The sequence below is a fragment of the Tamlana crocina genome (genome assembly GCA_040429635.1).
GTDB classification, from domain to species: domain Bacteria; phylum Bacteroidota; class Bacteroidia; order Flavobacteriales; family Flavobacteriaceae; genus Flavisericum; species Flavisericum crocinum.
The window spans coordinates 3,462,124-3,487,087 of the sequence record CP158972.1 but is presented as its reverse complement, the minus strand read 5'-3'; the positions used below and the strand labels follow the sequence as shown (position 1 = coordinate 3,487,087).

Here is a 24,964-nt window from a genome sequence, read left to right as displayed (position 1 = left end):
TTTAATTCGTAATTTCGCATGGTTTGAATTGTGGGATGTTAGGTTTTTAAAATCAAAATTTCACAAATTGATAAATAATTAACAAGTAACTAAAAATAAACAAAAAATGAAAGTAACAGTAGTAGGTGCAGGAGCAGTTGGTGCCAGTTGTGCAGAGTATATTGCTATTAAAGATTTTGCATCGGAAGTGGTATTGTTAGACATCAAAGAAGGCTACGCCGAAGGTAAAGCTATGGATTTGATGCAATGTGCATCTTTAAACGGGTTCGATACTAAAATTACGGGTGTAACCAACGATTACAGCAAAACCGCAAACAGTGATATTTGTGTCATTACTTCTGGTATTCCACGTAAACCGGGAATGACTCGCGAAGAATTAATTGGTATTAACGCCGGTATTGTAAAATCTGTTGCTACAAGTTTACTTGAACATTCTCCAAACATGATCCTTATTGTGGTGAGTAACCCAATGGATACTATGACGTATTTAGCGCACAAATCGCTTGATATGCCTAAAAACCGAATCATTGGTATGGGTGGTGCGTTAGATTCTGCTCGTTTCAAGTACCGTTTGGCCGAAGCTTTGGGTGCGCCTATTAGCGATGTAGATGGTATGGTAATTGGTGGTCATAGCGACACAGGTATGGTGCCTTTAACCTCTCACGCTACAAGAAACAGTATTAAAGTTTCAGAATTTTTAAGCGAGGAGCGTTTAGAGCAAGTGGCTGCCGATACTAAAGTGGGTGGAGCTACATTGACTAAATTATTAGGAACTTCTGCTTGGTATGCACCAGGTGCTGCGGTAAGCGGTTTGGTACAAGCCATTGCATGCGACCAAAAGAAAATTTACCCATGTTCAACCTTCTTGGAAGGTGAATACGGATTGAATGACATCTGTATTGGTGTGCCAGTGGTTTTAGGTAAAAACGGTATTGAAGAAATCGTTGACATTCCTTTAAGTGAAGCTGAAAAAGAACACATGAAATCTAGTGCCGAAGGGGTTAGAAAAACCAACGGGTTGCTAGAGGTTTAGTATTCAGTACATTCAAAATATGATATTTTTTAAAGACTGTAGCAATACAGTCTTTATTTTTTTATATTTGGCGCATGATTGCAAGATGGTGCATTAGCATTTTTATTTTTTCGCTTACCTTATTTGGTGTGGTAAACCAGCAGCAAGCTGTATTGCCCAACCAAGAAATTGTACTGCAATTTAATGAGGAAGGTCTGTCTTCAGACGATGCCCAAAGCACCATCAACCTCCTAAAAAAACAACTACAAAGCTTAGGCGCCGAAAACATTCAGGTTGATATTCTCGAAAATGGCAGCGTTAACATTGCTTACCACTCTACTTCAGATGCGGTCAGCATAAAAAAACGCCTTTCAAAAGCAGATGGATTAGTCCTCGATGTTAACCATAACGAACAACCGAGCAACCTTCCCATAAAAGAGAACAAGAGCATTGATTATAATATCGATGTTTTTGAAATCCATACCGATTATGGACAAAGCGGTGATTTAAACGGCAATTTGGTATTTCAGGTTGAAACCAAAAGCGACCGTTATGTAGAGCCTTACAGTTTATTTTACAACCCTGCCGTTGTTGACAACGAAAAGGTTGCTGTAAAACTGGTATTGGCGATTTGTAAACATATCGAGATTGCCACAAAAGATATTCCGCATAAAATTCCCGAGGGCAGGGCGGGGCCTAGCTATTCTTAAGGGGTTTTTATATTCCTATCATTCAGAAATGATTCATTTTAATAGCCGCCAAAAGTAAAATGGTATGGCTATACATTCATCAAAAAAATAAAATTTGTCGAAGTTGGGCTTAAAAAATTATATTTGCCCACCCATTTTTGGGACAAAATAAAAGACATTAAATAACTCAAAAAATGCAAAATAAAGGATTAGTAAAATTATTTGCGGTTTTGTTTGGTTTGGTCAGCCTTTACCAGCTGTCGTTTACCTTCAAAGCCAGCCAGATTGAAAATGAGGCTGAAGAAATAGCCATCAATAAAATTGCGGAAACCGAAGACGATTACCGCGCCAAGCGTAGTCAAGAAGAGGCCAACTATCTTCAGTCGATAGCCACCGATACGGTTTTCAATATAGGTATTGCAAAGTTCACTTATAACGAAGTGAAGCAAAAAGCCATGAACCTTGGCTTAGACTTAAAAGGTGGTATTAACGTAATTCTTCAGGTGTCTGTAAAAGACATTTTGAAAGGATTAGCAAACAATACCAGCGACCCTGTGTTCAACAAAGCTTTAGAGGACGCTTCCGAGCTTCAAAAGAATAGCCAAAATACCTATTTACAGGATTTCTTCACGGCTTTCGATAAGATTAAAGGCGATACCAAATTGGCTTCACCAGATATTTTCTATACGAAAGAATTGGATGGGGAAATTGACGGCAGTATGAGCGACGATGAGGTGAAGAGCATCATCGAAACTAAAATCGACGAGTCTATCGTTTCAGCGTTTGAAGTATTGCGTAAGCGTATCGATGAGTTTGGTGTTACTTCACCAAACATTCAGCGTTTAGGAACATCAGGGCGTATCTTGGTGGAATTGCCTGGTGTTAAGGATGTAGAAAGAGCCAAGTCGTTACTACAAAGTACTGCCCAATTGGAATTTTGGGATGCCTACAAAGGTGAAATGTTTTACCAGTTTTTAGGTCAGGCCGATGCCGTGTTGAAAGACATTGTAGAGGATGAAACCCAAACTGCGGAAGTTGAAAGTCAAGATGAAGAAGATGCCCAAGATTCACAAATTGATGACCTTTTGGGGGATAGCCAAACGGATTCAACAGCGGTTGACAATAATGTCAATCCATTAGGAAAATTAATTAGAGGCGTGGGTTACCAAGGAGGTCCAATCATCGCCAAATTTGAAATTAAGGACAAAGAAACCGTTCTTGATTATTTAAACCGCGATGAGGTGAGAGCCTTATTGCCTGCCGAAATGCGTTACACGAAATTTGTTTTCGGTAAGCCAGAAAAGAATAGCGAACTTATCGATTTATATGGATTGGTAGGTAACAGAGAAGATACTCCACCATTGAGTGGAGCAGTAGTTACAGATGCTAGCAATGAATTTAGCCCCGTTGGAAACAAACCGGAAGTATCGATGCAAATGAACTCTAAAGGCGCTAAAATCTGGGAAGAAATGACTGGTAATGCGTATCAGCAAGGCAGCCAAATCGCTATTGTTTTAGATGATGTAGTGTACTCTGCGCCGGGTGTGACTTCTGGCCCAATTGCTGGTGGACGCTCATCTATTTCAGGGGATTTCACTTTAAATGAGGCCATCGATTTAGCCAACGTATTACGTGCAGGTAAATTACCAGCTTCTGCAGATATTATTCAAAGTGAAGTTGTTGGTCCATCATTGGGTCAAGAGGCGATTGATAGCGGTACAACATCATTCTTAATTGCTTTGGCTTTAGTATTGTTATGGATGATTTTCTACTACGGAAAAGCGGGTGCTTTTGCTGATGTAGCCATGCTATTGAACATCGTGTTAATTTTCGGTGTATTATCTGGTTTAGGAGCCGTGTTAACATTGCCTGGTATTGCGGGTATTGTATTGACTATCGGTATGTCGGTTGATGCGAACGTACTTATTTTCGAACGTATCCGAGAAGAATTGGCGAAAGGCAAAGGACAAATCGATTCTGTAAAAGATGGTTTCAGCAATGCCTTGTCTTCTATTTTAGATGCCAACATCACTACCGGTTTAACGGCATTGATTTTATTCGTATTCGGTACGGGTCCGATTAAAGGTTTCGCTACTACCTTATTGATTGGTATTTTAACCTCGTTATTTACTGCTATTTTCATCACCAGATTATTGATTGACTGGCACGTAGATCGTGGTGGGAAATTGGATTTCGCTACAGGAATCACCAAAAACCTTTTCAGAAATATCAATATCGAATTCTTGAAGAAACGTAAAACCGCCTACATCATTTCAGGTGTGCTTATCGTTTTAAGTTTAGGGTCGTTGTTCACTAACGGTTTAGATCAAGGTGTTGATTTTGTTGGAGGTAGAACGTATCAAGTGCGTTTTGCACAAGATATCAGTGCCGAAGAAATCACTAATTTACTGTCGCAACCCGATGTATTTGGAAGTGCCGATGCTAAAACTTTTGGTGACGCCAATCAGTTGAAAATCACCACGAAATACAAGGTAAACGAATCAGGTTCTGAAATAGATGAAGAAATCAGAAGAAACCTATACGATGCGTTAGTACCGCATTTAGAGGGTATCTCGTATGAGCAGTTTATCGACTTAAACGATGAAAACAAACAAGTTGGTTTGTTGGAGTCATACAAAGTAACACCAACCATTGCCGATGATATTAAGCAAGCTTCTATTTGGGCTATTTTAGGATCGTTAATCGTGGTGTTCCTTTACATCTTATTCCGATTCAAAAAATGGCAATATTCATTGGGTGCGGTTGCTGCCGTATTCCACGATGTATTGATCGTATTGGGTGTATTTTCCATTACATACAAGTTTATGCCATTCAACATGGAAATCAACCAAGCGTTTATCGCGGCTATACTAACGGTAATTGGTTACTCATTAAACGATACCGTGGTAGTGTTCGATAGAATCCGTGAGTTCTTTAACGAGCATACCAACTGGCCGTTTAACCGTGTGGTAAACTCATCATTGAGCAGTACCTTAAGTAGAACCTTGAACACCTCGTTAACCACATTGGTGGTATTATTGGCCATCTTTATTTTTGGTGGTGATTCCATCCGCGGATTCATGTTCGCCTTAATTGTGGGTGTGGTTGTAGGTACCTATTCGTCGTTGTTTATCGCAACGCCGGTGATGTACGATACAGTAAGCAAATCTGAAGAAAAAAAGAAGAAAGACTAATAACTAACTAAAACGTTCTTCTTGATAAGCCTATCGATAATTGTCGATAGGCTTTTTTTATGTCGTTTTTGCAAAAGAAAGCCTGTACTGAGCGCACACGAAGTAAGCAAACTGTTGAATTATAGAAGTGATAAGTATGTTATTATCAACTAAAATTAACGTTTCCTTATAAGTCCTAAACAAATAAAATTAAGATCTTTAGCTGAATTTTTTAACATGATTTTAAAGAAAACCGCTACTCCAGTTTTATTCGGCATCTTATTGATGTTCAGTTTTATAAGTACTGCCCAAACTACAAAAATAGAAGGTCGGGTTGTCGAGCAATCCAGTAATCAGCCCTTGGCGTATGCCACGGTAATGTTGGCCGATAAGGAAACCAACAAGCCCATTTCGGGCACCACCACCACCGAAGAAGGAACTTTTGTTTTAGAAACCGAAACCAATAATTATTACATCAAAGTAAGTTTTATTGGGTTTGTTACCAAAAGCATCCGCGATTTTGAGGAAAAAAACAACACCATAAATTTAGGTGCCATTACCTTGGCTGAAGACGCTGCCCAACTCGATGAGGTGGTGGTTCAGGCCGAAGTATCACGAACCGAATTTAAGCTGGACAAACGGGTTTTTAATGTGGGTAAGGATATTGCCAGCACCGGAATGAGTGCTCTGGATGTACTCAATAACGTGCCATCGGTAAATGTGAATATTGAAGGCGCCATTAGCCTGCGAGGAAGCTCGGGGGTACAAGTGCTCATAAACGGAAAGCCTTCCATTTTAACAGAAGACGGTGGGGCACTGGGCAGCATCACCGCCGATATGATTGAAAGCATCGAAGTGATCACCAACCCATCGGCCAAATACGATGCCGAAGGTACTTCGGGTATTATCAATATCATCATAAAAAAGGAAGAACGCAAAGGCTTGAACGGCTCGGTGAGCCTTAACACGGGGGTGCCAGATAACCACAGTGTGGGCATCAGCTTAAACCGTCGGTCGGAAAAATTCAACCTCTTTACCCAGCTGGGGTTGGGGCGTAGGAGCTATCCGCGCGATAGCGAAAATATCAATAGAAATTTAGAAACCGAAACCACCTTGTTTAATACGGGTACCGACTACCGAAACGAAAAATTTTACAACATCACTTTGGGTACGGATTATTACCTCACGCCAAACGATGTGTTTACCCTTTCGGGGAATTTTGCCTACGAAGTCGAGGACCAACCATCCAATTATAATTTCCAACTTTTTGACGAGGCCAATGCTTTGGTGTCTGAATGGAACCGTTCGGAAGATACCGAAGCGACCAATCCTAAATATCAGTACGAACTCATTTATAAAAAAGATTTTGAAGACCACGAAGACCACGATCTGCTCTTTAGTGCCACCGGAAATTCCTTTGCTAAAGATCAAAGTTCGTTGTTTGATGATGTAACGGTATCGGGTCAAGATCGCGATGCCCAACAAAGAACGCGAACCGATTTTGCCGAAGATAATTTCACATTCAAACTGGATTACATGAAACCCTTTTCAGAACAATGGAGTATTGAAACGGGAGCGCAATACGTGATGACCGATGTGAGCAACGATTACGAAGTTGAAGATTGGATTAATAGTGAGTTTGTTACCGATGCGGGGCTGACCAATATTTTTAACTACGACCAAAAAGTGTTGGGAGCTTATTTTTCGGCAGCGTACGAAGGCGAAAAATGGGGGCTGAAAGGTGGACTGCGATTAGAGCAAACCGACCTAAAAACCCTTTTGGAAACCACTAACGAGGCCAACGACCAAAATTATACCAATCTATTCCCTAGTGTGCATACCTCGTATAAGTTTTCAGAAGCTGTATCGTTACAGGCTGGCTATTCCAAACGTGTGTACAGGCCACGAATGTGGGACTTAAATCCGTTTTTCAATATTCGAAATAGTTTTAGCATCCGCCAAGGAAACCCCGAATTGCAGCCCGAATTTACCGATTCGTACGAAGTCACCACCATTGTCGATATTGGTAGAACCTCCTTAAATTTTGGTGTATATCACCGCTTTACTACCGATATGATTGAGCGTATTACCTTCTCCGAAGACAATGTTAATACCACGCGCCCAGAAAATATTGGCACAAACAGCACGGTGGGTGTCGAGTTCAATACCAAATATACTCCCATAAATTGGTTGACGTTTAATGTCGATTTTAATTATAACAGCTTCAATCGAGAAGGGACGTTCCAGTCGCAAGTGTTCGATTTTAAAGGTGACCAATGGACCTCCAAACTTATGGCTAAACTAAAGTTGCCCGCCAATATCGATTTTGAGGCTACCGCAAATTACGAGTCCGAATACAAAACCGTTCAAGGCCAAAACGATGATATCGCCTTTTTAGACCTCGGTCTTCGGAAAAAAATATTCAACGGAAAAGGTGTTTTTAGCTTAGGGGTTCGCGATGTGTTCGCTTCACGCTATTTTAAAAGTTTTACGGCCCAGGAAACCTTTACCAATTATACTGAAAGTACGCGAGGCCGTTTTGTTACCCTTGGTTTTAGTTACGGTTTCGGTAAAGGCGAAGCCATGGAATACAGTGGCGGTAAGCGGCGCTAAACATTGCAGGTGGTGCTTCTTATTTGAGGGCAGCACATTTAATTGCAAGTGATTATCTTTGCAACAATTTGTTTTTATAATCGATTATTATGACATTTTACAACAAGATTAAGTGGGTATTGGGTATTTTAATTGTTTTTGTTTTAATTGTGGCAACCAATTTAATTGACCGAAACAATTTTGTTCGCGTAAAAGAATCGGTGGAGACCATTTACGAAGACCGATTAATCGCCAAAGATTTAATTTTTGAAATGTCGCAGGCCGTTCAAGAAAAAGAACTGGCTTTGGTGCTGCCCGATACCGTGTTTTTTAAAGGCAGAAACGCGAAAGTTAACCAAACCATACAAGGGTTAATCGGTACTTTTGAAACCACTAAACTCACCAAGGAGGAAAGTGCTGTTTTTGATACCTTAAAGGATAATTTTGAGAAATTAAAAGACGAAGAAGCCGCTTTTACAACCACAGGTTTTGCCGATAAAAAGCGGGTGTCAAAGCGCGTAGCGGAAATAAATGGCAACTTACAGAGCCTGTCTGATATCCAAATAACCGAAGGCAAGCGGCAAATGTCTATCACCAAAAGGGCACTCGACACCGTAGAATTGTTTACCCAAATTGAAATTTATATTCTGGTTTTTCTGGCGATTATCATCCAAATTATTGTGATGTATAAACCGAAAGGGGATGTTTAGAAAGTATATGTTTTTACCTGTCAAGCAACATCAAAACTTATGAATGTCTCAATCATTTTAAATTGCTAAATCTGTTTCGTTTTCCACGATTTCAAGTTTGTTTTTTCTTGCCAAAATAGCCAATCCAAAAGTTAATAGACCAAGCCTGCCAACAAACATTACAAAAATAATTATTGTTTTCCCTAAAGTACTTAGGTCTCCTGTAATGCCGGTACTTAAGCCAACTGTGCTAATGGCTGAAGTGGTTTCGAATAAGATTTGGTTTAGAGGAAAATCTTCAGTCATTGCCAATAGCACAGTAGAAAGAAAAATTACAAATGCATATAGTATAAAGATAGAAGTTGCTACGTAAAGTCTTTCCTGAGGGATAGTTCTTCCAAAAAAGGTTACGCGTCCGTTATTTCTAATTCTACTCCACATGATAGCGAGCAAGGCCGTGAGCGTGGTAGATTTCATGCCTCCACCTGTACCCGAAGGCGAAGCTCCTATGTACATCAAAGAAATGACGATGAGCAAAACACCCAATGAAAAACTTCCTATTGGTACGGTATTGAAACCAACTGTAGTAAGTGCAGTCATTGATTGGAAGAAGGAGGCCATTAATTTCTGTTCTCCCAGTTGGTTTACGGAAGGTTCAAAAAAATAAATTGCCAAAGTACCTAAGGCAAGTAAAATAGTAATTACCCCAAAGATGATTTTAGTAGTGAATGTTATTTTGTTAGTTTTTTTTGTAATTCTATTCCAAAGATCTGTAACCACAATAAAACCCAACGAGCCGCTTATGGCTAAAACGGAAATGATTGAATTGATTGAAGTATTGCCGGCGAACTGTTCAAAACTATCATTGTAAAGGCCAAAGCCTGCGGTACAGAAAGCCGATACACTATGAAAAATGCTGCTCCAAACGGCAAAGTTAGGTTCTACACCTGCCCTTGTAAAGGCTATGTAGAAGCACAAGGCTCCAATGGTTTCTATTATAATTGTAAAGACGATTACCGATTTAAGAAAATCTTTCAGCTCAAAGCCTCGAGGCATGGTAAACTCTGCATTCAAAACCCTTTGGTGCCAATGTGTTAAAGGGCTTTTCCTTGAGAGTAAAATAAACGAAGTAAAAGTCATGTACCCAACACCACCTATTTGAAAAAGCAACATGATTACCAGTTGTCCAAACCATGTATAGGTGTCGAATATACTAACTGTTACAAGTCCTGTGGTTGATATGGCTGATGTAGCGATAAATAAACTGTCTAATCCGCCAACGGCTTGTTTCTGGAAATATGGCACGCACAACAAGGCCCAACCCATTATGGTATAGGTTAAAAATCCATAAAGTAGATTTTGTTGAGGCGATAATGTTAATTGAAATTTTCTATATCGCCTTACCAGACGATACCATATACCTAATTTGTTTTCATTGTTGCCAATTGTGTCGTTTTCTTGTTTCATCGTGTAATCTTTTGGTGTTACAAAGTTCCGATGAAAGTGATAAGTGTAAAATCAAGATTTTATAAGATTATATAAAGATTTTATAAAGATTATTGAAAACGGTACCCAACACCACTTTCGGTAATGATATGCTTTGGGTTGTTGGGGTTTTCTTCAATTTTTTTCCTAAGAGAACCAACAAAAACGCGCAAGTATTGTGTTTCATTTTGGTAGCTGAAGCCCCATATTTCTTTTAAGAGAAATTGGTGTGTAAGGACTTTACCTTCATTCTTTGCAAATAAAGCAAGCAAATTATACTCAGTAGATGTTAATTTAAGTACTATTCCGCTTCGTTTTACAATTCGAGCCACCAAGTCAATCTCAATAGTTCCAATGGAAATAGTGGTTTTGTTCTCAATATTTTCATGGTTTCTTATTGCTGAACGGATTCGGGCCAACAATTCGCCAGTTCTGAACGGTTTGGTTAAATAGTCTGTTGCGCCATTATCTAGCGCCTTTACAATATCCTCTTCGTTATCTTGTACAGAAAGAATGATTATAGGGTTGTTGTACCATTCCCGTAATTCGTTTAAAACCTCGTGGCCACTTTTGTCTGGCAGGCCAATATCAAGCAATATCAAATCTGGAGGATGGCTTGCAGATAATATCACCCCTTCTTTAGCTGAACTTGCTTGTGATACTATATAGTCATTGCTCTCTAGGTTTATTTGAAGTAATTTTCGTATTTGTGGCTCGTCGTCAATAATTAATATTTCTGCTTTATTCATCTTTAATGTTTTCATTGTATAAAAACTCGCAAGGTAATTCAATGGTGAATTGTGCGCCGCCATTGGGTGTGTTCTTCAGTTGCACATTGCCATCCATGGCATCTGTAAAACCCTTAACTATTGAGAGTCCCAGACCTGTACCTCCTGTAACAGAGCTTTTTAAACGGTAAAATTTATCAAAAACATGGTCGATTTCAGACTCCGGAAAACCATTTCCATTGTCAGAAACCTCAATCGTGCAATGTGCTTTTTTATGATTTAATAGAATAGATATAATGGATTTTTCTGGTGTGTACTGAATGGCATTATGAATTAAATTGTGAAGAATTTGAGTGATTAGGCCACTATCTATTTTGACTAACGGCATGTTTTCTTTGGCTTCGAATGAAATAATGTGTTGTTGGTCATCTTTTTCGATATTCCTGATACAGGAATAAACGAGCTCATTTAAGTCGCACCAATCGTTTTTGGGCTGAATAAAACCTGCCTCAAGTCGGCTCATATTTAGAAGGTTTTCCACTTGTTGGTTTAACCTAAGGCTTGCAGTTTCAATTTCAGAGTACAATTCATTTTTATTAAATTCGGAAAGTTTGGTTTGGTTATCTTTTATGGTGTCGATAGATCCGATTATTGTAGAAATAGGGGTTCTTAACTCGTGAGATAGCGAATTCAATAAAGTATTGTATAACTTTATGGATTTTTCTTTTTCCAGTTCATCACGTTCCTTACGTTCCGTTTCCCTTATTTTGTTGGTTAAAACACCATTTATCAACGCAATAACGAAATACATTAAAAACATTAGCCCGTCCTCGGCTGTGCCAATATAAAATGTAAATGTTGGCGGAATAAAGAAGAAATTCCAAATCAAGGCGCTTAAAAAAGAAGATAACAGAACAGGAAAAATATCAAAGAGAATGGCGTTTACCGAAACAGCCAAAAGTAAGATGAGTGAAACAGCACTGTAGCCAATTAAGTCGATTGAAGCGAAGCATACAATAGAAGTCATCATAATAAGCAAGAGGCTTATCAAATACTGTTTTTTGCTACTATACTTTTTTGTTTTGAACAAGTTTTATTCTTTTTTGTAAAGATAAATATTGAAATATAAAAATTATGTAAAATTTAGTTTCTAAAAGTGATGTGAAAATTGGTTCTCTTGCTTTTACGGCAACAAAGTTATGCTCATTGCAAAAATGAATACACCATTGGAAAAACTTTTCAAAGGCAGAAACGCGAAAGTTAACCAAACCATTCAAGGGCTTAGCTACTTTTGAAACTACTAAACTCACCCAGGAGGAAAGCGCTGTTTTTGATACCTTAAAGGATAATTTTAAGAAATTAAAAGACGAAGAAGCCGCTTTTGCAACCACAGGTTTTGCCGATAAAAATCGAGTAGCAAAGCGCGTGGCCGAAATAAATGGCAACTTACAAAGCCTGTCCGATATCCAAATAACCGAGGGCAAGCGGCAAATGTCTATCACCAAAAGGGCACTCGATACCGTAGAACTGTTTACCCAAATTGAAATTTATATTCTGGTTTTTCTGGCGATTCTCATCCAAATTATTGTGATGTATAAGCCGAAGTCAGAGGAGGCTTAGTTGTGGGGTTTGAACGGTCTTGTATATGAAAAGTAGCGGATTTTAAGCACTAACTTTTCAGTTTTACACTAACCTTTAATTTGTTCATTTTCTATTGTTTAAGCGATTAAACCGCTATTTTTTATATACGTTGTTGTACGCTGGCTTTTTTCCGTTTAGGTTGTCATTCAGCGTTGGCGTGAAAGCTCTTTTAAATTTGTGAGGCACGAGCAAAATTTAAATGTGCTTGAACTTTGCACTGGCTATTCAAAATCTATATTTATGTCAAAAAGTTGCTCTTTATAAGAAGCTATTCGACTTTTTAACTCAATAATGTATTCATACTTTTCAATTACCTCTTGTTGTTTTTCAATATTGATTGAACCATCATCATTAAAAGGTAGTTTGATTTCAACCTGTTTCATATTTTTAATAGATGCTCTTAAACCTCTATCAAATCCATATTTATGTTTAACATTATCGAGTTGAATCATTAAATATTCAGGAAGAATGTCATCTTTCAATACTTTTATGGTACCGCAATGGTCTGTTGAAACAAAAGGTGTGTTTTTGGGGATAGTATTGAATTCAAAGTTTCCATCAATTCCCCAAAGAACATAGTTCTTTGAAAAATCATCAATATTGCTTTTAATATGGAAACCTACAGGTACTTTTACATTCGCACTGTAAATAGGTATTGTACCATCTAGCTTAACTATATCACGTTTCAAAACTCTCTTTCCTATCCCAAGTTCAAAGAATTCTGAGTTGGATAATTTTATGTCCTCGAAGGTGCAAGAAACTTTTGCCTTTCCTGCAACGGAACTGAACAAATTAGAGTATTCATTAAGAGTAGATGAAAAATCTGTAATCATTTCACTAAGGTCTTCGAGTGAAACAGTTTCATCTTTTTCTATAATTCCAAGTTCAATTTGTTCTTCTTGCGACCACCAACGGTCAACTGACCAATGATTATCTGGGTCGAACATTTTAAACTCCTGTATTTTACATCGCTTGTCTGTATTAATTTTTTTGAAACCACTTTTATTGCCCTTGAAAAACGAGTATAAAGCGACAGCTTCTTTGAGGTCGTCCTGTTCTATGTCGAATCGATAAACATCTCTACTTTCTCCCATTTCACTCACTAAATATGTGAATACAGGGTCTTTTTGAACAGCTTTTTTATCTGCTTTTTTGGTTATGCAAAGTAAGTACGTCTTTTTCGGTGTTGTAAAAAATGTTTTTACTGGAAGCGAAATAATGCCATCAATGTAACACTCATCGATTAGGAACTGTCTTAGATTTTTGTCATTTTGTCTATTGAAAATACCATCTGGAACTATTATAAAAGCTTTTCCATTTGGTTTTAGTGCTCTGATTATCCACTCCATAAACAAACCCTCAACACCAAGAGCATTGATTTTGTAATAATTGACTAAAGTGCCATCTTTTTTGATTTCTTCTTTTAGGTTACTACTACCGCTTGTAACATACGGTGGATTTGTTACAATTAAATCATATTCCTCTTCTACAGGTTCTGATAATGTTCCAAGGATTGAATTAGTCTTTAAAAGAAAACTATCATTGAAAAGCTGAGCAAATTCGGTTGTTATATTTGGATTTTCTTTGATAATGTCGGAAAAGTAAATTAACATATTAGCCTTAGCTAATATTATCGTTTTTTGCTCATCCTTATCAAATCCTTTGTCATAGCCTTGAATGGTAATTTTTGGAATTAGTTTCCCATTCTTTATTTCATAAAATTCATCAAGTTTTGTGATTATTGGCTCTAATAGAAATTTCCCAACTCCGCAAGCTGGGTCACAAATTTTAGAACCAACTTTTATTTCATCTTTTGCTATTTCAACAACAGCTCTAACCACCTTTATTGGTGTGAAAAATTGACCCCAATTTTTTTTGCTAATACTCTCCTTTAGGAAGCTTTCAAAAAGCTGACTCTTGAAATCATAATCAATATGCTCTAGTTTTCCGTAATCTTTAAATTTTCCTAAAACCTTTTTAAAAACAGTACTATAGCCTTTAACCGCTTTTTGGTCTTTACTTACAAATATTGTCCCATTGATAATTGTTGTTTTATCTGAAGGGTTTTCCGGAAACAATGCTTTAATTTTTGGTCTTATGATACTTGCATAAGTTTCAAGTACTTCATCTTCTGTATTCTGATTGAAGCTATCATATAAGGTATAGAAATTATATACTCCTTTTAGAACATCCAAATCGCTCAGGTATTTGAATATAAATAATTCAACAAATGTATAAAGGCAGTTTTCTGGTGTCGCACCGCTAACAGACCAAATGTCCTGCCAAATCTGTTTAGCTAAACTTGTAGGGTTTACAAGTTGTTTGGGTTTTATTTGGTCGTTGAGTTCATTAATTGATTCAACTATTTTTTCTATTAAAGAAACAGTTTTCTCATCTTTTGGGTCGAAATTGTCTTTTACTATTCGGTTGTTTTCATCTTTAATTTTATTACCTGTTTCTGGATTAACCCAAACAGTTTCTTTTGTATCGGTTGCAATTATTAAATTCGCTCCAATTTTTCTTGCAACTTCAAGTTCTTGCTTTATCGCCTTTTCTTTTTGTTTTGCCGTTTTGAATTCAGAGGGTTTTTTATATTCGATTACGGCAATTACATTTTTGTTTTTTACGATTAGGGCGTCAACTTTCTTTCTATCTTCTTTTCCGTAATTGACATTTCTAATGATGCCATATTCTTTAAGAGATTTGATTGAAGTTGCACCAATATTATAAAAATCCCAACTACCAATTTTATCAGGATTCTTTTGAAGGTCTCTTTGCAATAGTTCTTCGCTCATAGTATTGCTAGATTGCTAATTTGCCTTGTTTGGCATTTTTGTTTTTAATGTATTTTGATTGTGATTCTGCTAGTGAAAAAACTATATCAGGACAATCATATTTATGTGCTTCATCAACAAGCTTATCAGCTACATATAGATTTTTAACATTGGAATATTCCATTTTTAAAAATTCCGCAAGCTTTTCTAAGCTTTCAAAAGGGAATTTTTTGTGCCCATTTTCAATCTTGCTAATGTCCGTCATAATTATATCAAAGTTTTGTCCGAATTGACTTTGATTCATTCCCAACTCTTTCCTTTTCTTTCGTAAAAACTCTCCAAAAGTTGCCATATACTAAACTTGCCAATTATAATCTTGCCAAAAATAAGCAAATATTTGACATTTCCGATGGTTTGTATTGTTAATTATTTTGGGTGGTGGTGGGGAAGTGAAAGCTCTTTTTATTTTGTGAGGTACGAGCAAAATGAAATGTGCTTGAACGTGCGGTTGGCTGTTTTTTCAGCTTGCGTACAACAATTGGCTAAACACAATTGCGTTTAGCACCATTATATTTATAGCTTGACGAATATAGCGAAAAATCCTATAAAATAAATAGCATCCAGTTTAAAAAGTGTCCATGAGCAAGTGCAATAAGTACGGTTTAGTTTTTATACGACATCACATTTAGGTTAAACTAACAACGATAAGCATTAACCCATTACCGGTTTATGTTGTTTTTTTATAGCAAAGAAATTAATTATGGGCTTATTGGCATGTTTGTTTTTGGGGTTTGGTGTGGCAACGGTGGGCAGTATTACGCCCAGTTTTTTAAATATGACGGTAGTTAAATTCAGTTTAAACCGCGGGAGGACTGCCGCCTTTTACCTTATTGCCGGTTTTGCAACGGTACTGTTTTTTCAGGCAAATTTGGGAGCGTACCTATCAAACGTGTTAATGGAAAACTCAGAATACATTATCGCAATCCAAAAATTGGGTACGGCCATTTTGCTGTTGCTGTCCATTAATTTTTTTAGGCTGCATTTTACTTCTCAAAAAAGAGTAAAAAAAGTAGAAACCGACAAATCTCAGGCTTATTTACATGGAGTGGGCATGTCACTATTAAACACCTTTGCTATTCCGTTTTACTTTACCACGCTTTCTTTGTTAATTGCTCTGGAGTATTTTAAGTATTCGATTGAAAATAGCGTGTTTTTCTCCATAGGTTCTACCCTGGGCTCGTTTTGTTTGTACGCTTTGTATGCGATTGTAGCCAGCAAAATTGAGCACAAGCTCGCTTTTATAGCCACAAAAATGAATCTGGTTTTAGCGGGCATCACCGGTATAGTAGGGCTGGGGAATTTAATTTACCTACTTAAATAAAAAGTAACCATCTTAAAACGCCAAACTATCGCCAAGCTGTAAATTCCACCTATCGGCCAGTCCGGCATTCACTTCCAAAACATATTGTGCGGGTTGGTTGGAGGGCAACGACGACTCGTCAAAAGGCTTCGCGTTTTTCTGGAAACTCACGATTTTTTTGTCGGCCCCAACATAAATCAAGTCCAATGGCATTTGGGTGTTTTTCATGTAGAAAAAGCGAGGTTGTTCATTGTCAAAAACAAACAGCATCCCTTGGCTATTTTTCATGCTGCTGCGGTACATGAGTCCCGTTTCGCGGTCGAACTCGGTATCGGCAATTTCAATATCCAAAGTCACCGTGGTAGAATCGGCTGCTTTATAAATGGTAAGTTCGCCTTCTTTCTTAAAACTGACTTCGGTTTGCTTGATGCTTTTCTTTTCGTTTTTACACGCCGAAAACATCAATAAACAACCAACAGAAACCAGTAATAGGGCACGTTTTAAAACCATGTTATTGTACTTCGGTTTTGGGTTTGTAAACAAACATAAAGTACAATCCGATTAATATAAACGGAATACTAAGCCATTGCCCAGTGTTTAAACCAAACCAATTGATGTATTCTTCGCCTTGCGGTTCTTTGGTAAACTCCACAAAAAAGCGAATGGTCCATAGCAGGATTAAAAACAGACCGAACAAAAAGCCGGTGCGGTTCTTTTTTTCGGTTTTCGAGTAGAAATACCACAAAATTAAAAACACGAAAATATAGCAAAACGATTCGTAAAGCTGAGCAGGGTGACGGTACGGTACTTGTTCCAAAAGTTCGGGGTTGGCTGCGATAGCATCATAGGCTTTTTGCACGTTTTTGGTGCCCGCAATGCGCATGGCTTCATATTTATTATAATAATCTTGAATGAAGCGCACACCCAAGGGGAAGTCGCCCGATTCTTTACCGATGATTTCAGAATTGATAAAATTTCCGATACGGATAAAAATAGCACCCGATGCTACCGAAATCACCACGCGGTCTAAAATCCAAAGCAACGATTTGTACTTGTATTTTCTGCGATACAGATACATGCCAATGATGATGCCGATGGCCGCACCGTGGCTGGCAAGTCCTTGAAATCCGGTAAATTCAAAACCACCTTTAAATTTGAATGGTAAAAAGATGCTGAAAAAATCTTCTGAAATTAATTCCGATTGGTAAAACAACACATGGCCCAAACGTGCTCCGAGCATGGTGGCCAAAACGGTGTAAATAAAAAGCGGGTCTAAATAATCCAGCGACACTTTTTCTTTGGTGAAAATGCGTTTCATGATGTACCACCCTAAAATAAAGGCCACCACCCACATAAGGCTGTAAAAATGGAGTTTGAAATTACCGGCAATATCAATGCCTGTTATGGGATTCCAATCGAATTTTAAGAGTTGCATACGTGTTGTTTTTCGCCGTAAATATAACGGATAGAATAGGGTTTAGTGTTAAAATTTATTTAAGAAGTTCTATTATTTCCACTTCAAAAATAAGGTTAGATTTTTCGGGGATACCGCGGGTGCCCGATTCGCCATAGGCCAAATGGTACGGAATAAATAAGGTGGCTTTATCGCCAACGTTGAGTTGTTGTAAGCCTTCCTTAAACCCGGGAATCATTCCCGCATTTGGGCCAATGTTGGCGGTAATGGGTTGGTAGCGGTCCATAGCTTTGCGTTTGGGGTTCACAGCATCGAGAGCTTCTGCCGTTTCGAGCTTGCTGGTTTCCAAAAGCTTTCCATTTTCAAAATAAACGGCGTAGTGCACCAAAACTTCAGCATCTTCGGGAAGTTTTTCACCTGTTCCTTTTTCGGAAATATAATATTGCAATCCGGAATCCATGGTTGTGGCTTCGGACTGCTGTGCGTTAAATTTTTCTTTGGAAGTCTTAATGATGGCTTCAGCCTTGGCCGCTTTTTCTTTTTCCAAACGCTCGGCTTCTACAAAATGGTTTTTGAATATTTCAGGAGCATCAAATTTTTTGGCCATTTTCCCTTTACGGATAATTTTAATGTGCTGGATGGTGTCGTTTTGCTCAATCGAGTCGACCACTTCCAGCCCGAGTACCACTTCTCCAAAAACGGTATGGCAGCTTACACGGCGGTCTTCACAGTTTTTCAGGAAGCCTTCTTCGTCGTACGCATCCAACCAAGGGGTGGCTTTGTGGGTAATGTAAAATTGACTGCCATTGGTGCCAAAGCCGGAATTGGCCATGGCCAAAACACCTTTTTTGTCGTGTTTTAAATCGGGGTGGAACTCATCGTTAAATCGGTAACCCGGATTGCCAGAACCGTCGCCGCTGGGGTCACCGCCCTGAATCATAAAATCGGGGATAACACGGTGGAATATCAGTCCGTCGTAAAAATTCTTCTTTTTAAGGGAGTCGGCAACCAAGGTGTTCGAGCCTTCGGCCAACGACACAAAGTTAGCCACGGTTGTGGGGGTTTTTTCCTGTTCCAACTTGGCCACCATAATGCCTTTGTTGGTAATGAATTCGGCATACATGCCATCTTCCAATTCAGGATACGGAGCTTTGCAGCCGGTAAATTGAATCAATAAAGTAAACAGTAAAACTTTGCCAAAAAGATGGGGTTGTGCCATGTTAATTCGTTTCATTAGGGGTGATGGAGTTTACGGTAACTTCACAAATTAAAGGGGTGTTGCTGCCAATGCGGTTTTCGTCGCCGTAGTAACCATAAGCCTTTTGCGACGGAAATAAAAACGTAACGGTTTCACCGGTTTTCATCAGTTTTAAACCTTCGCGAAGCCCTGTGAACAATTGTTCTTTATCCATGGCGTAAGTTTGTGTTTTTAAATCTTCAGCTGAATAAATCACGGAACCGTTAAGCGATTTTACATCATAATTGAAGTTAACGATATCGCCAAAATCGGGTGTTTTTAAAGTGTCGTTTTCAACTTTATTGTTGTAGTAGTACCAAAAACCGCTTTCGGAAGCGAGGTAATCCAATTGTTTTTGTTTCAAGAGCTTTTCTATGGAGGCTTGTTCTTTGGCGTTCAGCTTTTTGTTCCGTTCCACCGAAACATCAATAAACGAGCCTGTTTTTACCGAAATGGGTCGGCGGGCTTCTGGGGTTTTACAGCCAATAAGCAATAAAACAAAAGCGATTTTTATGAGTTTACTCATCGTTTAGGGCTTTATTATAACTAGGCAATATACTAATAAATTTTTCAACGGTTTCGTTTAAAGATAGTTCGCTTCTGCCGCCTGCTGCATTGATGTGTCCGCCACCGTTAAAATGGGCTCTCGACATGTCGTTTACTGAGAAATTTCCTTTAGAGCGCAACGATATTTTAACGATACCTTCCTGTTTGTCTTCAATAAAAATGGCGGCCAAAACAACACCATCCAAAGACAGCCCGTGATTAACCACGCCTTCGGTATCACCTTTTTTATAATTGAACTGGTTGAGTTCGTCTTGCGAAAGTGTGATGTAGGCCGTTCGCGATTCGGGGATGACTTTTAAATTGCTCAGTGCCCGCCCCAATAATTGAAGCTTTTCGTAGCTATTGCTGTCGTATATGCTGTTGTGTATATCGGCATTCTTGGCACCTTTTTCAATCAATTCTGCGATAACGCGGTGGGTGGTGCTGGTGGTCGACGCAAAACGGAACGACCCCGTGTCGGTCATAATGCCTGTATATAAACAAGTGGCAATGTCTTTGTCGATTAAGCTCGCATCACCAAGCCTGTCAATAAAATTAAAGACCATTTCGCAGGTGGAACTCATGCTCACATCGCTGTAAGTAAACTGAGCATAATCGTCGGGCGATTGATGGTGGTCAATCATAATTTTGATGGCCTGGCTGTTGGCCAAAACCGGTTCCATATCGCCTGTTCTGTGGAACGCATTAAAATCTAGAGTGAAAATCACATCGGCATCGTTGATTAGGGCATCACAAAATCGCGATTGCGAATCGTATTTCAGTATGTCATCGCTGCCCGGAATCCATTTTAAAAACGAAGGAAATTCGTTGGGTACCACTACATGTACTTTGTGGTCGCCTTTTAAAAGGTAATGGCAAAGCCCAAGTGACGAGCCAATAGCGTCGCCATCGGGGTTTTTATGGGGAACGATTACAATCTTTTTTTTGGTGCTCAATAATGCTTTAACGCCTGTGATATCATGTTTTTCCATAGGAGGCGAAGATACGATAATTTTAAAATTACATTACTTGCATTTCTTTAGAAATACATTACTTTTGCAGCACAAATAAAAACACAGAAATGGCAACAAATAGAACATTTACCATGCTTAAGCCCGATGCGGTTGAAAAAGGACACATTGGTGCGATATTAGAAAAAATTTCGGCTTCTGGATTTAAAATCGTAGCCATGAAATTAACCCAAATGACCAAAGCTGATGCCGAGGAGTTCTACGGAATCCACAAAGAGCGTCCGTTTTTTGGAGAGTTGGTAGAGTACATGACGCGTGGCCCTATTGTAGCGGCCATTTTGGAGAAAGACAATGCAGTTGAAGATTTTAGAACCTTAATTGGCGCCACAAACCCTGCTGATGCTGCCGAAGGTACTATTAGAAAATTGTACGCTGATTCTATTAGCGAAAACGCAGTACACGGTAGCGATAGCGATGAAAACGCTGCTATTGAAGGTGCCTTTCACTTTTCTGGTCGCGATACCTTCTAAAAAAAACAGATATACCATATTTTAAAATCCCGCCAACGGCGGGATTTTTTTGTGCCTAAGCCAGTTGGCCAAATCCCCATTTTTGGGGATTGATAAATTCTCGCATTATAACTATTTTGTAAGACTAAGCCTCTTTATATGTAGAGGTGCTCGTGCTTTTCAGTGAAAATAGATCTGCGCTGCATTTTATAAAAATCTAATCGATAGGGACTATGGCTAAATTTTACAAATCTCCAGGGGTTTATATCCAGAATGTTGGCCGATTTCCGTCGTCCATCGCTCAGGTAGAAACGGCCGTTCCGGGGGTTGTCGGTAGTACCCAGCTGCTAAATGGTGTTAGTGCATTTCAACCCCAAAGAATTTCATCCCTTTCTGAATATCAGCATTATTTTGGAACCGCCGTGCCACAGGCTTTCAATGTTAAGATTAAGGTTGAAAAACAAAGCAGTAATATTTCAAATGTTGATGTTACTTGGGCTGACGGAAATCCAACAAATGCAGCCGATTTAGTCCCAAGAAATCCTATGTATTATGCCATGCAATTGTTTTTTGCCAATGGCGGAGGTAATTGTTATGTGGTGTCGACGGGGATTCAAAATGATGAAGGCGACGTTAATAAAGCGGACATAAAAAAGGCTGTTGAAGCTTTGGAAACTGTAAGCGAAGTGACTTTGATTGTAAGTCCGGATGCTTCAAAATTAAGTCCAACGAATTATCAATCCTATTTTTCTGACCCCGTTCTCAAACAATGCTTGAAACGGCGTGATCGGTTTGGCGTTTTTGATGTGGTTGGGGCAGATACCGAAACATCGGCAGCAGCTGATATTCTTAATTTTCGAATGCATACCAGTAACATAAAAGAAGAAGTGAAGTTTGGTGCAGCATATTTTCCGTACCTAAAAACCAATATTAATATTTTAATCGAAGATGCTAAAATTACCATAGCGGAACACCAAGAAATTAATGATGGAGGCACACCCGTTGATGGTATTTTAAAAGGAAAGCATTTAGACCATGCGATTTTTGATGACCATATTTTGGCTTACAGGTCGGTAAAAAAATATTTGGAAGCGTTTTATGCGGTGATGCCACCATCTGCAGCTATTGTTGGGCTTTATGCTCAAGTGGACCGTACACGCGGAGTTTGGAAAGCGCCTGCCAGCTTGAGTTTAAGCCATGTGTTAGGGCCTGCGTTTTCAATCAACAGTCAAATGAACGATAATTTGAATGTTGATGCATATAGCGGAAAATCAATCAATGCCATTAGGCAATTTCCGGGGAAGGGTACACTAGTTTGGGGTGCCCGTACTTTGGCAGGAAACGATAACGAATGGCGTTATATTTCAGTGAGACGGTTTTTCAATATGGTTGAAGAATCGGTAAAAAAGGGGACGAAATATCTCGTGTTTGAGCCGAACGATGCCAATACATGGGCAAAAATTAAAGTCTTAATCGAAAACTTTTTAACCCAGCAATGGCGTTCGGGAGCTTTGGTGGGCTCTAAACCCGAGCATGCCTTTTTTGTTAAGGTGGGTTTGGGGGAGACCATGACAGCCAGCGATATTTTAAATCAAAATATGAATGTTGAAATAGGCATGGCTGTGGTAAGACCTGCTGAGTTTGTTGTATTGAAGTTTATGCACAAGATGCTTAAAAATTAAACGGATGTTAGGGTGATGAGTATTTGGCAAAAAAAAGGTTTTTCAATATAAACAATAACCAAAAACAATGATTATGAAAAAACTCAAAACAGTATTGATGGCCATTGTGGTTTCAGTCACTATGTTCAGTTGTACCAGTCTTTACGACCATTTTACGTACACTGAAACCATACAGACCAAGTTGGAAGCCTTAAGCTTAATGGATAAAAGTACCCGTCCGTTTAGCGATTCTGAAAATCAGGTAGTCGACCTAAAAAACGAAATGGAGAGAATGGTCATTTATGAACGCGGTAAACAGAAAAACGAGATTACCCTAAAAATGTGGGAGCTCATTAGTAGCGACGAGCATTTAATGGGCAGTTACCTTAAACTTTGGGAAGCAAAAGGGCAGCTAAATGAGGCTTTTAAAGACGAGGCCAAACCACAAATTGAAAAGGCTTTCGATTTAATGATTCATTATGAAGAGCAAAAGGACAAAAAAAGTGAGAATGCCCTAACCCAATTTATCAATCAATTTATACAGTAGCATCATGGATTTCGAAAAATTACTAAAAGAGCTTAAAGAAGAAATTGTTGCCGAAGCCACAGATAAGTTTGGTGGTGAAGGTAAGCTGATTGTTGACGATATGAAAGAGTACCTTAAAAGTTCTGAAGAAAAACTAAAAAAATGGAGTGGCTTGTTTTTGGCCGGTGCCATTGATAAAAACGAACTGGAATGGCTGTTAAAAAGCCAAAAAGATCTGTTGGTTATGCAGGCTTTGGTCAAGGCTGGAGTGAGCAAAATTAAGGCCGGTCATTTTAAAAATAGAGTAATCACTATAGTGTTAAATAAATTAGTGTCGTTGGTTATTTAGTTTATGTTTAGTTAGTTGAAAAAACATCAAATGATTTGAACGGTAAGTTCAGTTTGTTTGGTGTTTTTTGTTTTAACTTGTTTAAGTTTTTGAAAATGAATATATTTATTGTTGTGTAGCTTTGGAAAATGAATAGCAAAGTAGTTTTTTCAAAATGCACAAACTAAAAATAGAAAAGGTCTATCTTTCTGTTTTTTGAAATAGTGCTCCCTAAAATTCTAAAAATAAGTTGAATCGGTAATCCAACCAAAGGTTATGGGTGAGCAAATCAATCATTTTAAATTTTCAGCTTCTAATGAGGCGGCTTTAGCCAGTCAAATTTCAAAGTTAGTCCAATCCTGCAATGGGTTAGATCATTTAAACATAGCTATTTATTCTTTAGAAAAAGGTGTTTTTGTCTTCGGAACGCCAACACTAGAAAAAATAATGGGCACAGATGTTTCATATATTTTTAATAACAATTGGAATTACTGGTTCAGTTTGATAAAGAAAGACGAAAGAAACACCATTAAAAACAGAATAAAATCATTTTTATCGGCTCCTTTTTTTGATCCTGCGTTTTCCTTAAAATATCATTTGATTAACAAAACAGGCACCTCGGTTTTTCTAAAGCACGACATAGTGTTGCACAGAATGGGCGACGACACTTGGATGGTGAACTATTTTTTCGATTTATCGGCCAAAGAGCAATTTGAAGCCTGTTTAAAACAGTTGGAACACAACAACGATGCTGAAAAGCGCGGCAGTGCTGGATTAATTTCGCCTCGAGAGAAGGAAGTGCTAAAACTGGTGGCTGATGGCTTTTCGTCAAAACAAATTGCCGACCGACTTTTTATAAGTAGCCATACCGCAATTACACACCGTAAAAACCTCATTGAAAAATTCAACGTAAAAAATACGGCACAACTGATAAAAAGGGCGTACCAAAACGTTGAGCTTTGGTAATTTTTGTGCACAAAAAAAGCCTGTTAAAAACAGGCTTTAAATGTAATTGTTTCTAGTATATCGTTAGACTACTTTTACGTTTACGGCGTTTAATCCTTTTCTACCTTCTTGTAGATCGAATTCCACTAGATCACCTTCACGAATTTCATCGATTAGTCCTGAAATGTGAACGAAATGTTCTTTGTTGTTGTCCTCCTCAACGATGAATCCATATCCTTTAGAATCGTTGAAGAATTTTACGGTACCTTTACTCATTGTGTTTGTATTATAAAAATTAAAGCACCAAAGGTAATGTAAATAATGATTGCTTGGTTGATTTTGGGCAATTATTTCTATTAAATTTTAAAGAGTAATTATCTTAAAACCAGTTTTTTAATAATTTCCTTGCCCAACTCCTCATTCAGCATGGTAATAATTTTTTGTTTGCCATAGCTTAATTCTTCGCGTAACACGCTCGAACTCAGTTGTACGTAAAGGGTTTCACGTTCCAATTGTACCGAAGTGGTATAATTATTAACGCCATTGCCCATAAGTTTGGTCCAGGCATCAGCCACATTAACCTTGTCCAAGCCTTTTTCAAGTTTATTGGTTTGGATAAATTCCTTTAAGGCGTCGCTAATTTTTAAGTGTTCGTTATTGCGTTTGGCCATGGCCGGTTAGGGT

General features: G+C 38.4%; 24 protein-coding genes. 11 read left to right on the top strand and 13 right to left on the bottom strand.

Annotated features, from left to right (window positions below; genetic code table 11):
• The first annotated feature begins 106 nt into the window (after window positions 1-106).
• The 5 genes from mdh (at window position 107) to ABI125_15120 (ending at window position 8,176) form a co-directional block, all read left to right on the top strand.
• Window positions 107-1,033, top strand: coding sequence for a malate dehydrogenase (mdh, locus tag ABI125_15140; protein ID XCF06041.1), 927 nt, complete (start codon window positions 107-109; stop codon window positions 1,031-1,033).
• A gap of 74 nt (window positions 1,034-1,107) precedes the next feature.
• On the top strand, window positions 1,108-1,722 hold the full coding sequence (locus ABI125_15135) for a hypothetical protein (protein ID XCF06040.1): 615 nt from the start codon (window positions 1,108-1,110) through the stop codon (window positions 1,720-1,722).
• A 173-nt stretch (window positions 1,723-1,895) separates the two neighbouring features.
• The gene (gene secDF / locus ABI125_15130; GenBank protein XCF06039.1) at window positions 1,896-4,895 is read left to right on the top strand and encodes a protein translocase subunit SecDF; all 3,000 of its coding nucleotides are present in this window, start codon (window positions 1,896-1,898) and stop codon (window positions 4,893-4,895) included.
• Window positions 4,896-5,111: 216 nt separating this feature from the next.
• Entirely contained in the window at window positions 5,112-7,487 is a 2,376-nt protein-coding gene (locus tag ABI125_15125; GenBank protein XCF06038.1) for an outer membrane beta-barrel family protein, read from the top strand.
• An 89-nt stretch (window positions 7,488-7,576) separates the two neighbouring features.
• Window positions 7,577-8,176, top strand: coding sequence for a chemotaxis protein (locus tag ABI125_15120; protein XCF06037.1), 600 nt, complete (start codon window positions 7,577-7,579; stop codon window positions 8,174-8,176).
• A gap of 57 nt (window positions 8,177-8,233) precedes the next feature.
• Here the strand turns inward: ABI125_15120 and ABI125_15115 are convergent, their stop codons facing one another.
• The 6 genes from ABI125_15115 to ABI125_15090 all read right to left on the bottom strand — a co-directional run bounded on the left by ABI125_15115 (window position 8,234) and on the right by ABI125_15090 (window position 15,135).
• Complete coding sequence (locus tag ABI125_15115; protein XCF06036.1) at window positions 8,234-9,622, bottom strand: potassium transporter TrkG; 1,389 nt, start codon at window positions 9,620-9,622, stop codon at window positions 8,234-8,236.
• 89 nt (window positions 9,623-9,711) lie between these two features.
• On the bottom strand, window positions 9,712-10,389 hold the full coding sequence (locus ABI125_15110) for a response regulator transcription factor (GenBank protein XCF06035.1): 678 nt from the start codon (window positions 10,387-10,389) through the stop codon (window positions 9,712-9,714).
• Entirely contained in the window at window positions 10,382-11,398 is a 1,017-nt protein-coding gene (locus ABI125_15105; GenBank protein ID XCF06034.1) for an ATP-binding protein, read from the bottom strand. Before ABI125_15105 ends, ABI125_15110 begins: the two co-directional genes overlap by 8 nt.
• A gap of 37 nt (window positions 11,399-11,435) precedes the next feature.
• On the bottom strand, window positions 11,436-11,813 hold the full coding sequence (locus ABI125_15100) for a hypothetical protein (protein ID XCF06033.1): 378 nt from the start codon (window positions 11,811-11,813) through the stop codon (window positions 11,436-11,438).
• 417 nt (window positions 11,814-12,230) lie between these two features.
• Window positions 12,231-14,804, bottom strand: a complete 2,574-nt coding sequence (locus ABI125_15095) for an N-6 DNA methylase (protein XCF06032.1) — start codon at window positions 14,802-14,804, stop codon at window positions 12,231-12,233.
• 7 nt (window positions 14,805-14,811) lie between these two features.
• A complete protein-coding gene (locus ABI125_15090; protein ID XCF06031.1) occupies window positions 14,812-15,135 on the bottom strand; it encodes a helix-turn-helix transcriptional regulator in 324 nt (107 codons plus the stop codon).
• Between the two features lie 408 nt (window positions 15,136-15,543).
• On the opposite strand from ABI125_15090, the gene ABI125_15085 reads away from it, so the two are divergent.
• Window positions 15,544-16,164: a LysE family transporter gene (locus tag ABI125_15085; protein ID XCF06030.1), complete on the top strand. Its 621-nt coding sequence runs from the start codon at window positions 15,544-15,546 to the stop codon at window positions 16,162-16,164.
• Window positions 16,165-16,176: 12 nt separating this feature from the next.
• On the opposite strand, the gene ABI125_15080 is transcribed toward ABI125_15085, so the two are convergent.
• From ABI125_15080 to ABI125_15060, 5 genes are read right to left on the bottom strand one after another with little or no spacing between them, the layout of a single operon-like run.
• A complete protein-coding gene (locus ABI125_15080; GenBank protein XCF06029.1) occupies window positions 16,177-16,653 on the bottom strand; it encodes a DUF192 domain-containing protein in 477 nt (158 codons plus the stop codon).
• Window position 16,654: 1 nt separating this feature from the next.
• Entirely contained in the window at window positions 16,655-17,578 is a 924-nt protein-coding gene (gene lgt / locus ABI125_15075) for a prolipoprotein diacylglyceryl transferase (protein XCF06028.1), read from the bottom strand.
• A gap of 55 nt (window positions 17,579-17,633) precedes the next feature.
• The gene (locus ABI125_15070; protein ID XCF06027.1) at window positions 17,634-18,791 is read right to left on the bottom strand and encodes a peptidylprolyl isomerase; all 1,158 of its coding nucleotides are present in this window, start codon (window positions 18,789-18,791) and stop codon (window positions 17,634-17,636) included.
• The gene (gldI, locus tag ABI125_15065; GenBank protein XCF06026.1) at window positions 18,778-19,320 is read right to left on the bottom strand and encodes a gliding motility-associated peptidyl-prolyl isomerase GldI; all 543 of its coding nucleotides are present in this window, start codon (window positions 19,318-19,320) and stop codon (window positions 18,778-18,780) included. The genes ABI125_15070 and gldI overlap by 14 nt, the downstream gene beginning before the upstream one ends.
• A complete protein-coding gene (locus ABI125_15060) occupies window positions 19,313-20,332 on the bottom strand; it encodes a bifunctional oligoribonuclease/PAP phosphatase NrnA (protein XCF06025.1) in 1,020 nt (339 codons plus the stop codon). The genes gldI and ABI125_15060 overlap by 8 nt, the downstream gene beginning before the upstream one ends.
• 89 nt (window positions 20,333-20,421) lie before the next feature.
• On the opposite strand from ABI125_15060, the gene ABI125_15055 reads away from it, so the two are divergent.
• The 5 genes from ABI125_15055 to ABI125_15035 all read left to right on the top strand — a co-directional run bounded on the left by ABI125_15055 (window position 20,422) and on the right by ABI125_15035 (window position 24,301).
• Window positions 20,422-20,841: a nucleoside-diphosphate kinase gene (locus ABI125_15055; protein ID XCF06024.1), complete on the top strand. Its 420-nt coding sequence runs from the start codon at window positions 20,422-20,424 to the stop codon at window positions 20,839-20,841.
• Window positions 20,842-21,053: 212 nt separating this feature from the next.
• Window positions 21,054-22,502, top strand: a complete 1,449-nt coding sequence (locus ABI125_15050) for a phage tail sheath C-terminal domain-containing protein (GenBank protein ID XCF06023.1) — start codon at window positions 21,054-21,056, stop codon at window positions 22,500-22,502.
• A 73-nt stretch (window positions 22,503-22,575) separates the two neighbouring features.
• Window positions 22,576-23,028 (top strand): hypothetical protein, encoded by a 453-nt coding sequence (locus ABI125_15045; GenBank protein ID XCF06022.1) that lies wholly within the window; start codon window positions 22,576-22,578, stop codon window positions 23,026-23,028.
• 4 nt (window positions 23,029-23,032) lie between these two features.
• Complete coding sequence (locus ABI125_15040) at window positions 23,033-23,356, top strand: hypothetical protein (GenBank protein ID XCF06021.1); 324 nt, start codon at window positions 23,033-23,035, stop codon at window positions 23,354-23,356.
• A gap of 255 nt (window positions 23,357-23,611) precedes the next feature.
• Entirely contained in the window at window positions 23,612-24,301 is a 690-nt protein-coding gene (locus ABI125_15035; GenBank protein ID XCF06020.1) for a helix-turn-helix transcriptional regulator, read from the top strand.
• A 63-nt stretch (window positions 24,302-24,364) separates the two neighbouring features.
• On the opposite strand, the gene ABI125_15030 is transcribed toward ABI125_15035, so the two are convergent.
• Both ABI125_15030 and ABI125_15025 read right to left on the bottom strand, forming a co-directional pair.
• Window positions 24,365-24,556, bottom strand: coding sequence for a cold shock domain-containing protein (locus ABI125_15030; GenBank protein XCF06019.1), 192 nt, complete (start codon window positions 24,554-24,556; stop codon window positions 24,365-24,367).
• Between the two features lie 98 nt (window positions 24,557-24,654).
• Window positions 24,655-24,951: a DUF721 domain-containing protein gene (locus ABI125_15025; protein XCF06018.1), complete on the bottom strand. Its 297-nt coding sequence runs from the start codon at window positions 24,949-24,951 to the stop codon at window positions 24,655-24,657.
• Window positions 24,952-24,964 lie beyond the last annotated feature (13 nt).